The sequence below is a fragment of the Ralstonia sp. RRA genome, assembly GCF_037023145.1.
Lineage (GTDB): Bacteria > Pseudomonadota > Gammaproteobacteria > Burkholderiales > Burkholderiaceae > Ralstonia.
Window position 1 is genome coordinate 1,485,479 of sequence record NZ_CP146091.1, and the last position, 13,730, is coordinate 1,499,208.

Annotated in this window: 13 protein-coding genes and 1 tRNA gene; 12 read left to right on the top strand and 2 right to left on the bottom strand. The window is 61.9% G+C overall.

The genetic code is table 11. The features are described 5' to 3' along the window. Positions 1 to 6: 6 nt before the first annotated feature. Positions 7 to 642, top strand: a complete 636-nt coding sequence (locus tag V6657_RS07435) for a 3-oxoacid CoA-transferase subunit B (RefSeq protein WP_048932563.1) — start codon at positions 7 to 9, stop codon at positions 640 to 642. Positions 643 to 655: 13 nt separating this feature from the next. Beyond that, entirely contained in the window at positions 656 to 1,435 is a 780-nt protein-coding gene (locus V6657_RS07440; protein ID WP_048932562.1) for a 3-hydroxybutyrate dehydrogenase, read from the top strand. 59 nt (positions 1,436 to 1,494) lie between these two features. On the opposite strand, the gene V6657_RS07445 is transcribed toward V6657_RS07440, so the two are convergent. Both V6657_RS07445 and V6657_RS07450 read right to left on the bottom strand, forming a co-directional pair. Further along, entirely contained in the window at positions 1,495 to 1,971 is a 477-nt protein-coding gene (locus V6657_RS07445) for a nuclear transport factor 2 family protein (RefSeq protein ID WP_248694687.1), read from the bottom strand. Next, positions 1,968 to 2,789 (bottom strand): TetR/AcrR family transcriptional regulator, encoded by an 822-nt coding sequence (locus V6657_RS07450; protein WP_049677337.1) that lies wholly within the window; start codon positions 2,787 to 2,789, stop codon positions 1,968 to 1,970. Before V6657_RS07450 ends, V6657_RS07445 begins: the two co-directional genes overlap by 4 nt. On the opposite strand from V6657_RS07450, the gene V6657_RS07455 reads away from it, so the two are divergent. From V6657_RS07455 to pheT, 10 genes are all read left to right on the top strand, one after another. Beyond that, positions 2,788 to 3,657: an alpha/beta hydrolase gene (locus tag V6657_RS07455; protein ID WP_048932560.1), complete on the top strand. Its 870-nt coding sequence runs from the start codon at positions 2,788 to 2,790 to the stop codon at positions 3,655 to 3,657. The genes V6657_RS07450 and V6657_RS07455 overlap by 2 nt on opposite strands. A 30-nt stretch (positions 3,658 to 3,687) precedes the next feature. Continuing rightward, complete coding sequence (locus V6657_RS07460; protein WP_021194683.1) at positions 3,688 to 4,056, top strand: RidA family protein; 369 nt, start codon at positions 3,688 to 3,690, stop codon at positions 4,054 to 4,056. Positions 4,057 to 4,083: 27 nt separating this feature from the next. Then, positions 4,084 to 6,321, top strand: coding sequence for a bifunctional (p)ppGpp synthetase/guanosine-3',5'-bis(diphosphate) 3'-pyrophosphohydrolase (locus V6657_RS07465; protein WP_048932559.1), 2,238 nt, complete (start codon positions 4,084 to 4,086; stop codon positions 6,319 to 6,321). Between the two features lie 22 nt (positions 6,322 to 6,343). Next, positions 6,344 to 6,420: transfer RNA gene (locus V6657_RS07470), tRNA-Val, on the top strand. Between the two features lie 367 nt (positions 6,421 to 6,787). Continuing rightward, positions 6,788 to 8,695, top strand: a complete 1,908-nt coding sequence (gene thrS / locus V6657_RS07475; protein ID WP_048932558.1) for a threonine--tRNA ligase — start codon at positions 6,788 to 6,790, stop codon at positions 8,693 to 8,695. Positions 8,696 to 8,719: 24 nt separating this feature from the next. Then, a complete protein-coding gene (gene infC, locus V6657_RS07480; RefSeq protein ID WP_171017950.1) occupies positions 8,720 to 9,262 on the top strand; it encodes a translation initiation factor IF-3 in 543 nt (180 codons plus the stop codon). A gap of 167 nt (positions 9,263 to 9,429) precedes the next feature. After that, positions 9,430 to 9,627 (top strand): 50S ribosomal protein L35, encoded by a 198-nt coding sequence (gene rpmI / locus V6657_RS07485; protein WP_004636003.1) that lies wholly within the window; start codon positions 9,430 to 9,432, stop codon positions 9,625 to 9,627. Between the two features lie 28 nt (positions 9,628 to 9,655). Beyond that, a complete protein-coding gene (gene rplT / locus V6657_RS07490) occupies positions 9,656 to 10,012 on the top strand; it encodes a 50S ribosomal protein L20 (protein WP_012762124.1) in 357 nt (118 codons plus the stop codon). A 133-nt stretch (positions 10,013 to 10,145) separates the two neighbouring features. Then, positions 10,146 to 11,180, top strand: a complete 1,035-nt coding sequence (gene pheS, locus V6657_RS07495; protein WP_048932556.1) for a phenylalanine--tRNA ligase subunit alpha — start codon at positions 10,146 to 10,148, stop codon at positions 11,178 to 11,180. 53 nt (positions 11,181 to 11,233) lie between these two features. Further along, on the top strand, positions 11,234 to 13,663 hold the full coding sequence (pheT, locus tag V6657_RS07500) for a phenylalanine--tRNA ligase subunit beta (protein ID WP_048932555.1): 2,430 nt from the start codon (positions 11,234 to 11,236) through the stop codon (positions 13,661 to 13,663). Positions 13,664 to 13,730: the final 67 nt, after the last annotated feature.

Genomic DNA, 13,730 nt, shown 5'->3' on the forward strand with positions numbered 1-13,730 from the left:
ACCGACATGGCCTGGACTCAAGACCAAATGGCGGCGCGTGCTGCCCAGGAATTGCAAGACGGTTTCTACGTCAACCTCGGTATCGGCATCCCGACGCTGGTGGCCAACCACACCGGCGACAAGGAGGTCTGGCTGCAGAGCGAGAACGGCATGCTCGGCATCGGCCCGTTCCCCACGGAAGACGAAGTGGATGCCGACCTCATCAACGCCGGCAAGCAAACTGTGACCACGCTGCCCGGCAGCGCCATCTTCGGCAGCGACCAGAGCTTCGCGATGATCCGCGGCGGCAAGATCAACCTGTCGATTCTCGGCGCGATGCAGGTGAGCGAGAAGGGTGACCTGGCCAACTGGATGATCCCCGGCAAGATGGTCAAGGGCATGGGCGGCGCGATGGATCTGGTGGCCGGCGTCAAGCGCGTGATCGTGCTGATGGAGCACACCGCCAAGAAGAAGGACGGCACTGAAGACCTGAAGCTCCTGCCCAAGTGCACGCTGCCGCTGACGGGCGTGGGCGTGGTCGACCGCATCATTACCGACCTGGGCGTGATGGACGTGACCGAGCAGGGCCTGAAGCTGGTCGAAACCGCGCCGGGCGTCTCGCGTGAAGAGATCCAGTCCAAGACTGGCGTCACCCTGATCTAACCCGGAGACCACGATGCTGCAAGGAAAAACCGCCCTCGTCACGGGCTCGACCAGCGGGATCGGTCTGGGCATTGCCTGCTCGCTGGCCGCGCAGGGTGCCAACATCATCATGAATGGCTTTGGCGATGTGGACGCGCCCAAGGCCCAGATTGCGGCGGCGGGCAAGAACGCCATCCGCATCGGCTATCACGGCGCTGACATGAGTAAGGCGGCCGAGATCGAAGGCATGTTTGCCTATGCCGACGCTGAGTTCGGCGGCGTGGACATCCTCGTCAATAACGCTGGCATCCAGTACGTGGCCAACGTGGAAGACTTCCCGACCGAGCGTTGGGACGCCATCATCGCCATCAACCTGACGTCTGCATTCCACACCACACGCCTGGCCGTGCCGGGCATGAAGCGCAAGAACTGGGGCCGCATCATCAACATCGCCTCGGCGCATGGTCTGGTGGCGTCGGCACAGAAGTCGGCGTATGTGGCAGCCAAGCACGGCATTGTCGGCTTTACCAAGTCGGTGGCGCTGGAGACGGCGCAGACGGGCATCACGTCCAACGCGATCTGCCCGGGCTGGGTGCTGACACCGCTGGTGCAGAAACAGATCGATGCGCGTGCCGAGAAGGATGGTCTGTCCGCGCTGGAAGCCAAGAAGGATCTGCTGATGGAAAAGCAGCCTTCCGGTGAATTCGTCACGCCCGATCAGCTCGGCGCGCTGGCGGTGTTCCTGTGCAGCGACGCGGCCTCGCAGGTGCGCGGCGTGGCGTGGAACATGGACGGCGGCTGGGTGGCGCAGTAACTCGCGTACACATCAGAGAAAAAAGCCCCGCAGTTGCGGGGCTTTTTCTTTCGTGGCGATCATGCATGCGCTACCTGTGCCGGGTCGGCGATTGGCGCCATTCCGGCTTCGGTCACACCTTGATCCTGCAGCGTTTGCAGAATGCCTAGCAGCTTCTGCGTGTCGCAATGAATGCGCAGCGACACCACGCGGCCCCAGCGCAGCCTCAGCACGTGTACTCCCTGGTTGCTGCAGCGCTGTCCATCACGCAGTGAAAACCGGTCGCGCCACTCGACCACCGCGATGGTGTCCCACGGCCAACCACGCACGACGACGGAATCCACATCGAAATGCAGATCGGGCAGGAGCTTCAGCAGCCGTGTGTACCACTGGCGCAGGCTGTCGGGTGCATGTCGTGTGCCGCCTAGTGCGTGCTCCCCATAGAACGTGTGTTCCACCTGGTTAGCAAACGCGGCAAGCACGGCGGTGCAGTCACCGTCATTGAGCGCGGCGAAAGCGCGCCGCAGTTTCCATTCAACAATCGCGCGGTAGATCATGGTGTTCCGTCCTCCGGGGCGTGTCGGCGCAAATCGTGCTCGACGTAATGATGCAGGTGCCGGATCGCGGCCTGCAGCGGTTCGGGATCGTCGTAGAGATGGCTCAACATGACGCCGCCTTCCAGTCCGCCGATGAGGACGGCGCTGACGTTCGCCGGATCGATGTCCTTTCGGAGCTCGCTGCGGCGCATGCCGTCCAGCACGATCTGTTCTATCAGGCTCCGCCACCGGGACATGGCATCCACAGCGCGTTCGCGCAGGCCCGGATGAGCGTGGTCGGATTCGATGGCGACATTCATGATCGGGCAGCCACCAGGCAGTGGCACGGGCCCGTCTTCCGGTTGATAGGCGTGGATCAGGGCGAGTAGTTGCTCAGTCGCAGTCTCGCAGCCCGTCAGGCTGTCAATCAGGCGATCGCGCACGCGCGCTACGGCGTGGTCGAACGCGGCATACGCCAGCGCCTCCCGGCTTTCGAAGTGCCGATACAGTCCGCCTTTCTGCAATCCGCTGACGGCCATGACCTGCGAGATCGGTACACCGAGCCAACCCTGCTCGTTCATCAGATCTGCCGTCAACGCAATCACTTGGTTGCGGGTGCGTTCGCCCTTGCTGGTCATGTGCATCCCACTAAAAAGACCGATCGGTCGCTTTAACGGCCAGTATAGGCGGCGGATTTCGGGATCGCAATGGTTGACGAACCGCTTGCCTGACAACGACAGCTTGAGAATGGCTTCGCCTGCTGCATCGCCGCATCCCGCCTGGGCCAGCGTACAATCAGGCTTCGCTTTCTCCCGCTGTTTACGTGTAGGAGTCTTCATGCCTGTTTCGCCGCGCCTCGCTTTCGTGCAGTGCCTGAGCCCGTCCGGCCTGCATCGGATGGCCTATCACGAGTGGGGCGATCCGCAGAATCCGCGTGTGCTGGTTTGCGTGCACGGCCTCTCGCGTACCGGCCGCGACTTCGACGTGGTGGCGCAGGCGTTGTGCAACGACTACCGCGTCATCTGCCCCGATGTGGTCGGCCGTGGACGCTCCGATTGGCTGCTCGATCCGAAGGGCTACGTGATTCCGCAATATGTGGCCGACATGGTCACGTTGCTGGCGCGCCTGAACGTGGAGTCGGTCGACTGGTTTGGAACCTCGATGGGCGGGCTGATTGGCATGAGCCTGGCGGGCCTGCAGAAATCACCGATCCGCAAGCTGCTGCTCAACGATGTGGGGCCGCGCGTGACGGAGTCGTCCTTGACGCGTATTGGCGCGTACCTGGGCTTGAACGTCCGCTTCAAGACCTTCGACGAAGGGCTTGCATATCTCAAGACGATCAGCGCATCGTTCGGGCCGCATACGCCGGAGCAATGGCGCGAGCTGAATACCGCCATTCTCAAGCCGCAGGGTGGCGAGTGGATCCTGCACTATGATCCGCGCCTGGCCGAACCATTCAAGAGCGCCACGCCCGAGTTGATCGCAGCGGGGGAAGCCGCGCTGTGGAAGCTCTTCGAGGCCATTCCCGGCGAGGTGCTCATCGTGCGCGGCGCGCAGTCCGATCTGCTCACGCGCGAGACCGTCGAGGCCATGATGCAACGCGGCCAGCATGTGAACACGGTGGAGATTCCCGACGTGGGCCACGCGCCGACCTTCGTCCAACCGGACCAGGTGGCGATCGCCCGCAAGTTCTTCCTCGGTCAATGACCGCTTGTTTGACCCAATTCAATTTGCAACATGAGCACTGAACTGAAGCGTTACAACGTCGAACATCGCTATTCCGACGCGGCCGTCTACAACGGTGTCGTCTACGTGGCCGGCCAGGTGCCTGAGACCACGCTGGATGCCGGCATCGCTGAGCAGACGGCCGAGGTGCTCGCCATCATCGACCGCGTGCTCGCCGCCAACGGCAGCGACAAGACGCGCATCCTGATGTGCCAGATCTTCCTGAAAGACATCACCGAGATTGGCGAGATGAACAAGGTGTGGGACCAGTGGGTCGCCGCCGAGTCCAAGAACTCGCCGCCGCGCGCTACGGTTGAGTCCGCACTGGCCAACCCGAAGTACCGCATTGAAATCGTCGTGACGGCTGCGCAGAAGAGCTAAGCCCGTCGCGTCACAGCAGGACGCATCATGGAGAACAAGACCGACCGGCCAGCCGAGGGGGCTGGCAAGTTGGCAACACCCGCGGCAGAGCAGGTCGCTAAGGCGATCGAATACCTCGCCGCCAATGCCGGCGATAACGTTACGCTGACGGGCGAGTCGCTGGAGTCGCACGCGCGCGGCACGATCGCCATCCTCGAAGGGTTGCGCGTTGATACGCCGTCGCTGCAGGCGGCCGCGCTGTTCCTGTTGCCCACGTTGGCGATGGACAACGAAAAGGCGCTCGAACCCGCATTCGGCCCAGAGGTGGTCAAACTCGTGCACGACGTGCGGCAGCTGCTGCGCATCGGCGCGATTGCTGGCTTGGTGAGCCCGACGGATGCCGGTATCACGCGCAAGAACGAAGCCGAGGCACGCCGCGCCCAGGTCGAGGCGCTGCGCAAGATGCTGCTTGCGTTCGCGCAGGACATTCGTGTGGTGCTGATCCGGTTGGCGTCACGGTTGCAGTCGTTGCGCTGGCTGGCACAAAGCAAGCGTCCCGCGCCCGAGGGTATGGCACGCGAGACGCTCGACATCTATGCGCCGCTCGCCAACCGCCTTGGCATCTGGCAACTCAAGTGGGAGCTGGAAGATCTCGGCTTCCGCTTCGAAGACCCCGACACCTACAAGCGCATCGCCCGTCTGCTCGACGAGAAGCGCATCGAGCGCGAAAAATTTATCGGCGAGGCCATCGCGCAGTTGCAGAAGACGCTGCACGACGCCGGCATCCAGGCCGAGGTGTCCGGTCGCCCCAAGCACATCTACAGCATCTGGAAAAAGATGCGTGGCAAGGAACTCGACTTTGCCGATCTGTATGACGTGCGTGCGTTCCGTGTCATCGTCGATGACATCAAGGATTGCTACACCGTGCTCGGTTTCGTGCACCACATGTGGCAGCCGATCCCTAAGGAGTTCGACGACTACATCTCGCGCCCGAAGGCCAACGGCTATATGTCGTTGCACACGGTGGTGATCGGCGACGATGGCCGCGCGCTGGAGGTGCAGATCCGCACGCGCGAGATGCACCACTTTGCCGAGTACGGTGTGGCGGCGCACTGGCGCTACAAGGAGGCCGGCAGCAAGGGCTACGCCGGCCAGTTCTCCGCCAGCGAGCGCTACGATGAAAAGATCGCCTGGCTGCGTCAACTTCTGGCTTGGAAAGACGACGCCGAGCACACCGTCGCGCACGAAGATTCGCCCTGGGAGCAGCTCAAGCACACCGAGCTGGACGACCACATCTACGTGCTGACGCCGCAAGCACGCGTCATCGCCTTGCCGCAAGGCGCGACGCCGGTCGACTTCGCCTATTACCTGCACAGCGATCTCGGCCATCGTTGCCGTGGCGCGCGCGTCGACGGGACGATGGTGCCGCTCAACACGCCGCTCAAAAATGGGCAGACCGTTGAGATCGTCACCGTGAAGCAGGGCGGACCGTCGCGCGACTGGCTCAATCCTGAGCTGCGTTATCTGGCGAGCGGCCGCGCCAAGACGAAGGTGCGTGCCTGGTTCAATGCGCTTGAGCTGGAAGAAACGCTGGCCCAGGGTCGTGCCCTGATCGACAAGACCCTGCAGCGCGAAGGCAAGACCGCTGTCAACCTGGAGGACTTGGCCGCCAAGCTCGGCTTCAAGTCGCCGGATGATCTGTACGCCGTTGTCGCCAAGGACGAACTCAGCCTGCGCCGGGTCGAGGCTGTCTTACGCTCTGACGGTGCGCCGCCACCTGCGCCTGTGGACGATGAGGCGTCGATCACCAAGAAGAGCAAGGCTACCAGCGTCGCCCGTGGTGCGAAGAGCGGTGTGCTGGTGGTGGGCGTCGATTCGCTGCTGACGCAGATGTCGCGCTGCTGCAAGCCGGCGCCGCCGGACCCGATCGTCGGATTCGTCACGCGTGGGCGCGGGGTGTCGATCCATCGGCAAAGCTGCGCGACGTTTCAGCAGTTGGCTACCCGCGCGCCGGGCCGCGTGATCCAGACGGAGTGGGGCCAACGCAGCGATTCGGTCTATCCGATCGATATCCAGGTCGAGGCGCTGGACCGCCAGGGGCTGTTGCGCGACATCTCGGAAATCCTCTCGCGCGAGAGGATCAACGTGACCGGCGTGCGCACGCTGTCGAGCAAAGGTGTCGCCAAAATGCAGTTCACCGCCGAGGTGGCGGAGGCGACACAACTGCAGCGCGCGCTGACTTTGATCGAAGAAGTGCAAGGGGTGTTGACAGCCAGGCGCAAGTGACGGTATAGTCTTGTTCTTCGGCAGGCTCGTAGCTCAGCTGGTTAGAGCACCACCTTGACATGGTGGGGGTCGTTGGTTCGAGTCCAATCGAGCCTACCAACGCATTTAGCAGGACGCGTCGGGTAGGATGTCCAAGCCGTCATCCCTCGGGTTTGTCCCGTACAACTGAAGTGAAGGGCAAAACATGATTCAAGCACCGCGAACTACAACCGCTTCGGAGCGACAGTAGTCAAGGTGCGGTTTTCGCCCTTTGTGCTCTGCCCAAGCGGTAGTCAGCGCAAAAGAAAACGCGGCCTTGGCCGCGTTTTTTTTTTCGTCCGCGTTTTCATGTCATGCGTGGCGATCAGGCTGAAAGCGCTTCGAAGCATCGATTCGACAACCTGCCGCACCGGCTTGGTGTGGCGCACGACAGAATGACAGCCTTCGCGTGGACGATAAGCGCGACGGTGACTCCACAGGAGCAAGCATGATCGCAATCACGTTGCCGGACGGTTCCCGGCGCGAGTTTCCCGGCCCGGTGACGGTGGCTGAAGTGGCGCAAAGCATCGGCGCAGGTCTGGCCAAGGCTGCGCTGGCTGGCCGCGTGGACGGCCAGATGGTCGACACGAGCTACTCGATCGACCGCGACGCCAAACTCGCCATCATCACCGACAAGGACGCCGACGGCGTCGACGTGATCCGCCACTCGACGGCCCACTTGCTGGCCTACGCCGTCAAGGAGCTGTATCCGGACGCGCAGGTCACCATCGGCCCGGTCATTGACAACGGTTTCTACTACGACTTCGCCTACAAGCGTCCCTTCACGCCCGAAGACCTCGTCGCCATCGAAAAGAAGATGGCTGAGCTCGCCAAGAAAGACGAGAAGGTCACGCGTGAAGTCTGGAACCGTGACGAGGCCGTCAAGTTGTTCCAAAGCATGGGCGAGAAGTACAAGGCCGAGATCATTGCCTCCATTCCGGAGGACCAGGAGATCGGCCTGTACCGTGAAGGCAATTTCGTCGATCTGTGCCGCGGCCCACACGTGCCGTCCACGGGCAAGCTCAAGGTCTTCAAGCTGATGAAGGTTGCGGGCGCCTACTGGCGCGGCGATCACAACAACGAGATGCTCCAGCGCATCTACGGCACGGCCTGGGCCAAGAAGGAAGACCAGGAAGCCTACCTGCGCATGCTGGAAGAGGCCGAAAAGCGCGACCACCGCAAGCTGGGCCGCGAACTCGATCTGTTTCACATCGACGAAACCGCGCCGGGCATGGTGTTCTGGCATCCCAAGGGCTGGACGCTGTGGCAGGAAGTCGAGCAGTACATGCGCCGCGTGTACCGCGAAAACGGCTACCAGGAAGTGAAGGGGCCGCAGATTCTCGACAAGTCGCTGTGGGAGAAGACCGGCCACTGGGACAAGTACCGCGAGAACATGTTCATCACGGAATCGGAAAAGCGCGAGTACGCGCTCAAGCCGATGAACTGCCCCGGCCACATCCTCATCTACAAGCAGGGCATCAAGAGCTACCGCGATCTGCCGCTGCGCTTCGGCGAATTCGGCGCTTGCCACCGCAACGAGCCCTCGGGTGGCCTGCACGGCATCATGCGCGTGCGCGGCTTCACGCAGGACGACGGTCACATCTTCTGCACGGAAGACATGATCCAGGCCGAAGTGACGGCGTTCACGACGCTGCTGCAGAAGGTCTACAAAGATTTCGGCTTTACCGAGATTCTGTACAAGCTCTCGACACGTCCGGAAAAGCGCATTGGCTCCGAGGAAAGCTGGGATCGCGCCGAAGCTGCCTTGGCAGATGGCTTGCGTGCTTCCGGCTGCGAATTCGAATACCTGCCGGGCGAGGGCGCGTTCTATGGCCCGAAGATCGAATATGTGCTCAAAGATGCGCTTGGTCGCCAATGGCAGTGCGGCACGATTCAGGTCGACCCGAACCTGCCGGAGCGCCTGGATGCCGAGTTTGTCGGCGAAGACGGCGCGCGCTATCGCCCGATCATGTTGCACCGGGCCATCGTGGGCAGCCTGGAGCGCTTTATCGGTATCTTGATCGAACAATACGCCGGTGCGCTGCCGACGTGGCTTTCGCCGGTGCAGGTTGCGGTGCTCAGCATCACCGATTCGCACGCCGAATACGCACAATCCGTTGCGCAATCCCTGCAAAAACAAGGATTTAGGGCGGTCGTCGATTTGCGGAATGAGAAGATTGGGTATAAAATCCGCGAGCATTCCGTTCAGAAGGTCCCGTACCAGGTTGTGGTCGGCGACAAAGAACGGGATGAAAATCAGGTGGCCGTGCGTGCCCGTGGCAACGTCGATCTAGGCTCCATGCCGCTGTCGGCGTTCGTTGAGCGACTGCAGAACGATCTCGCCAACAAGTCATGAGCTGGGCACGGCCTGTTTTTTTGAATCTTTGAGGACATCAACATCGCTACTGATAAATCTTCTCACCGCCTCAACCGCGAAATCACCGCGCCGGAAGTCCGGCTGACGGGGGTTGAGGGAGAAGCGCTCGGCATCGTCAAGCTGTTCGACGCACTGCGTCTGGCAGAAGAGAAAGACGTCGACTTGGTCGAGATCGCGCCGACTGCGCAGCCGCCCGTCTGCCGCCTGATGGACTATGGCAAGTTCAGGTATTCGGAGCAGAAGAAGGCTCACGAAGCCAAGCTGAAGCAGAAGGTCATCCAGGTGAAGGAAGTCAAATTCCGCCCTGGTACCGATGACGGCGACTATGACGTCAAGCTGCGCAATCTGAAGCGCTTCCTGGAAGAAGGGGACCGCGCCAAGATCACACTGCGTTTCCGTGGCCGCGAAATGGCTCACCAGGAACTCGGTATGCGCGTGCTGGAGCGTATCAAGACTGACCTGGAAGAATACGGCCAGGTTGAGCAGATGCCCAAGATGGAAGGTCGCCAGGCTGTCATGATGTTGGCGCCCAAGAAGAAAAAGTAACGCAGTGGCGGCCGGACGATTCCGGCTGCACTGAGCAGGTTCCAGACGGAAACGTCGGAAAACGCGGTGGGCTTCATCACCCATCGCGATACAACAAGTGAGTCCGGGTCTTAAAAGTGTCGGCGCCAGCCGTCCACCTGGCTTCATGTCAAAAGCGGAGTTGTTCCATGCCGAAGATGAAGACGAAGAAAAGCGCCTCCAAGCGCTTTACTGCCCGTCCTGGTGGCACGATCAAACGTGGCCAAGCCTTCAAGCGTCACATCCTGACCAAGAAGACCACCAAGAACAAGCGTCACCTGCGCGGTACCGAGGGCGTCCATGAGACGAACCTGAAGTCCGTTCGCGCAATGATGCCGTACGCCTAACCCTAACTAACTACGAAAGGAGCATTTCATGCCTCGAGTAAAACGTGGGGTCACAGCGCGGGCCCGTCATAAGAAGGTTATCAGCGCAGCCAAGGGTTACCGCGGCCGTCGCAATAACGTCTATCGCATCGCCAAGCAGGCGGTCATGCGTGCTGGTCAGTACGCTTACCGCGATCGTCGCAACAAGAAGCGCGTGTTCCGCGCCCTCTGGATTGCACGTATCAACGCTGGCGCACGCGAGCATGGCCTGACCTACAGCAAGTTCATGAACGGCCTGAAGAAGGCGTCCATCGAACTGGACCGCAAGGTGCTGTCGGACATGGCCATTCACGACAAGGTGGCTTTTGCCGCCATCGTGAACCAGGTGAAAGCCAACGTCGCCTGAATTGGATTGGCCGGGCAGGCCGCTGGAATTGCCCAGTAAGTTTGCCGGCTGATCACCCTGACGGGGCTCTCACCGAGCCCCGTTTTTTATTCTGCAGTTCCGAATCACCTGAATTCTTTTCGCTCGCCTTCCCATGTCACTGGATCTGGACCAAGTCGTCGTCGATGCCCAAAACGCGTTTGCCTCTGTGGAGGACAACGCCTCGCTGGAAAACGAGAAGGCACGCTTTCTCGGTAAGTCCGGCGTGCTGACTGACTTGCTCAAGGGCCTCGGTAAGCTCGATCCGGAGACGCGCAAGACGGAGGGCGCGCGCATCAACCAGGCCAAGAGCCGCGTTGAAGAGGCGTTGAACGCCCGCCGCCAGGCGCTGGCCGATGCGCTCATGAACGCCCGCCTGGCCGCCGAAGCAATCGACGTGACGCTGCCCGGCCGCGACGTGGCCGAAGGCAGCCTGCACCCGGTGATGAACACCTGGGAGCGCGTCGCCAAGATCTTCGGTTCGATTGGTTTCGATGTGGCCGATGGCCCCGAGATCGAATCCGACTGGATGAACTTCACGGCGCTGAACAACCCGGACAACCATCCGGCGCGCTCGATGCAGGACACCTTCTACATCGACGGCCGCGACAGCGAAGACAAGCTCCTGCTGCTGCGCACGCACACCAGTCCGATGCAGGTGCGCTACGCCCGCATGCATGTCGAGAAGTACAAGCACCTCGACCGCATTCCCCCGATCAAGGTCATCGCCCCGGGCCGCACGTACCGCGTCGACAGCGACGCCACGCACTCGCCGATGTTCCACCAGGTTGAGGGCCTCTGGATTGCTGACAACATCAGCTTTGCTGACCTGAAGGGCGTCTACACCGACTTCCTGCGCAACTTCTTCGAGCGCGACGACATCCAGGTGCGCTTCCGCCCGTCGTACTTCCCGTTCACCGAGCCGTCGGCCGAGATCGACATGGCCTTCGGCAACGGCAAATGGCTGGAGATTTCCGGTTCCGGCCAGGTGCACCCAACCGTGGTGCGCAACATGGGCCTGGACCCGGAGCGTTACATCGGTTTCGCGTTCGGCTCCGGCCTGGAGCGCCTGACGATGCTGCGCTATGGCATCAACGATCTGCGCCTGTTCTTCGAGGGCGATGTACGTTTCCTGCGCCAGTTCGCGTAAACGTCGTTCCACTTTCGTCGCCCCGTTAATCGAATTCTTCTTTCTGTCGCGCCATGCAATTTCCGGAATCCTGGCTTCGCAGTTTCGTCAATCCGTCGATCACCACCGATGAACTCTCCCATCGCCTGACGATGGCTGGCCTCGAGGTGGAAGAGGTCGACCCCGTCGCGCCGCCGTTCACGAATATTGTCGTGGGCCATGTGGTCGAGGTGAACAAGCACCCGGACGCCGATCGCCTGAACGTGTGTAAGGTCGATGCAGGCACGGGCGAGTTGCTGCAGATCGTGTGCGGCGCGCCGAACGTGTCGGTGGGCATCAAGGTGCCGTGCGCGATGGTGGGCGCCGAACTGCCACCGGGCGAAGACGGCAAGCCGTTCAAGATCAAGATCGGCAAGCTGCGCGGCGTGGAAAGCTACGGCATGCTGTGCTCGGCGCGCGAGCTGAAGCTGTCGGAAGACCACGGCGGCCTGCTGATCCTGCCGGAAGACACGCCGGTGGGCGCGGACATCCGCAAGGTACTCGACCTAGACGACCAGATCTTCGTCATCAAGCTCACGCCGAACAAGGCGGACTGCCTGTCGATCCATGGCGTGGCCCGCGAAGTGTCTGCCTTGACGGGCGCGCCGATCACGGTGCCGTCGATGGCGCCGGTGGCGGTGACGCTGTCTGACAAGCTGCCGGTCAAGGTGGAAGCGCCGGACCTGTGCGGCCGTTTCTCGGGCCGCATCATCCGCGGCGTGAACGCACATGCGAAGACGCCGGCATGGATGGTTTCGCGCATCGAGCGTGCGGGCATGCGCAGCGTGTCGGCACTGGTCGATATCTCCAACTACGTGATGCTGGAGCTGGGGCGTCCGTCGCACGTGTTCGATCTGGATAAGATCCACGGCGGCCTGACGGTGCGCTGGGGCAAGGCGGGCGAACAGCTCAAGCTGCTCAACGGCGACACGATTACCGTCGATGAAAAGGTCGGCGTGATCTCGGACGAGCAGGCGATCGAAAGCCTCGCCGGCATCATGGGCGGCGACAAGACCGCCGTTACGCTCGACACGCAGAACATCTACGTCGAAGCCGCATTCTGGTGGCCGGAAGCCATCCAGGGCCGTGGTCGCCGCTACAACTTCTCGACCGATGCGGGGCATCGCTTCGAGCGTGGCGTTGATTACGCGACCACGGTTGAGCACATCGAGCGCATCAGCGCGCTGATCCTCGAAATCTGCGGCGGCCAGGCTGGCCCGATCGACGACCAGATCGTCAATCTGCCGAAGCGCGAGCCGGTGCGCATGCGTGTGGCACGTGCAGCCCGCGTGCTGGGCATTCCGCTGTCGCATGAAGTCGTGGCCGATGTGTTCAAGCGCCTGGGCCTTACGTTCAACGTGGACGGCGATGTGTTCATCGTCGAGCCGCCGTCGTACCGCTTCGACATCGAGATCGAGGAAGACCTGATCGAAGAGGTCGCACGCATCTACGGTTTCGAGCAGATTCCGGCCAAGCCGCCGGTCGCCGAAAACGCGATGCGCCCGACAAGCGAAGCACGCCGCACCATGCACGATGTGCGTCATGCCGTGGCCGCACGCGACTATCACGAAGTCGTCAATTTCGCCTTCGTTGAGACCGAATGGGAAGCCGACTTTGCCGGCAACACCAACCCGATCCCGCTGCTGAACCCGATCGCCAGCCAGTACTCGGTGATGCGCAGCACGCTCATCGGCGGCCTGCTCGACAAGGTGCGCTACAACCTGAATCGCAAGGCTTCGCGCGTGCGCATGTTCGAGGTGGGCCGTGTGTTCCACCGCGATGCGAGCGTTGCTGACGGTGGTCTGTCGATTGCCGGTTACGCGCAGCCGATGATGGTGGGCGGTATTGCGTATGGCCCGTCCAAGGAAGAGCAGTGGGGCGTGCAGACGCGCCCGGTCGATTTCTTCGACGTGAAGGGCGATGTGGAGTCGCTGTTGTGGCCGCTGCAAGCTCGCTTCGAGCGCGCCGAGCATCCCGCGCTGCATCCGGGGCGCTCCGCACGTGTGGTACTGAATGGCCGCGCCATCGGCTGGATTGGTGAGCTGCATCCGCGTTGGCTGCAGAAGTACGATCTGCCGACTGCACCGGTGGTGTGGGAGCTGGAGCTCGACGCCATCACCGCAGTCGGTCTGCCCAAGTATCGCGAAGTGCCGCGCGTGCCGGCCGTGACGCGTGACATCGCGCTGGTCGTGCGCCAGGACGTGGCGGTGCAAGACCTCGTGGACACGTTCGAGAAAACGGCCGTTGGCACGCCGTGGCAGCGTTATCTGCAGGGCGTTGTGCTGTTCGACGAGTTCCGTCCGAAGGCCGCTACAGCAGCCATTGGGGCACAGGAGAAAAGCCTTGCCTTCAGAATTACGTTGCAAGATACTGACAGCACCCTCCAGGACGACATTGTCGAGGCCGCCACGCAGCAGTTGATTCGAGCGGCCGGCGATGCATTCGGCGCACGTCTGCGCGCCTGACGTCCGCGCCTCGCGAGAGACCGCTCGAACGAACTTCCGCATTCGGATCGATCACGCAAAGCGAATC

Bases quoted from the DNA above. Each gene is read 5' to 3' on its own strand.
- V6657_RS07435 (WP_048932563.1), top strand. From the start codon at position 7: ATGGCCTGGACTCAAGACCAAATGGCGGCGCGTGCTGCCCAGGAATTG.
- V6657_RS07440 (WP_048932562.1), top strand. From the start codon at position 656: ATGCTGCAAGGAAAAACCGCCCTCGTCACGGGCTCGACCAGCGGGATC.
- V6657_RS07445 (WP_248694687.1), bottom strand. From the start codon at position 1,971: ATGATCTACCGCGCGATTGTTGAATGGAAACTGCGGCGCGCTTTCGCC.
- V6657_RS07455 (WP_048932560.1), top strand. From the start codon at position 2,788: ATGCCTGTTTCGCCGCGCCTCGCTTTCGTGCAGTGCCTGAGCCCGTCC.
- V6657_RS07450 (WP_049677337.1), bottom strand. From the start codon at position 2,789: ATGAAGACTCCTACACGTAAACAGCGGGAGAAAGCGAAGCCTGATTGT.
- V6657_RS07460 (WP_021194683.1), top strand. From the start codon at position 3,688: ATGAGCACTGAACTGAAGCGTTACAACGTCGAACATCGCTATTCCGAC.
- V6657_RS07465 (WP_048932559.1), top strand. From the start codon at position 4,084: ATGGAGAACAAGACCGACCGGCCAGCCGAGGGGGCTGGCAAGTTGGCA.
- thrS (WP_048932558.1), top strand. From the start codon at position 6,788: ATGATCGCAATCACGTTGCCGGACGGTTCCCGGCGCGAGTTTCCCGGC.
- rpmI (WP_004636003.1), top strand. From the start codon at position 9,430: ATGCCGAAGATGAAGACGAAGAAAAGCGCCTCCAAGCGCTTTACTGCC.
- rplT (WP_012762124.1), top strand. From the start codon at position 9,656: ATGCCTCGAGTAAAACGTGGGGTCACAGCGCGGGCCCGTCATAAGAAG.
- pheS (WP_048932556.1), top strand. From the start codon at position 10,146: ATGTCACTGGATCTGGACCAAGTCGTCGTCGATGCCCAAAACGCGTTT.
- pheT (WP_048932555.1), top strand. From the start codon at position 11,234: ATGCAATTTCCGGAATCCTGGCTTCGCAGTTTCGTCAATCCGTCGATC.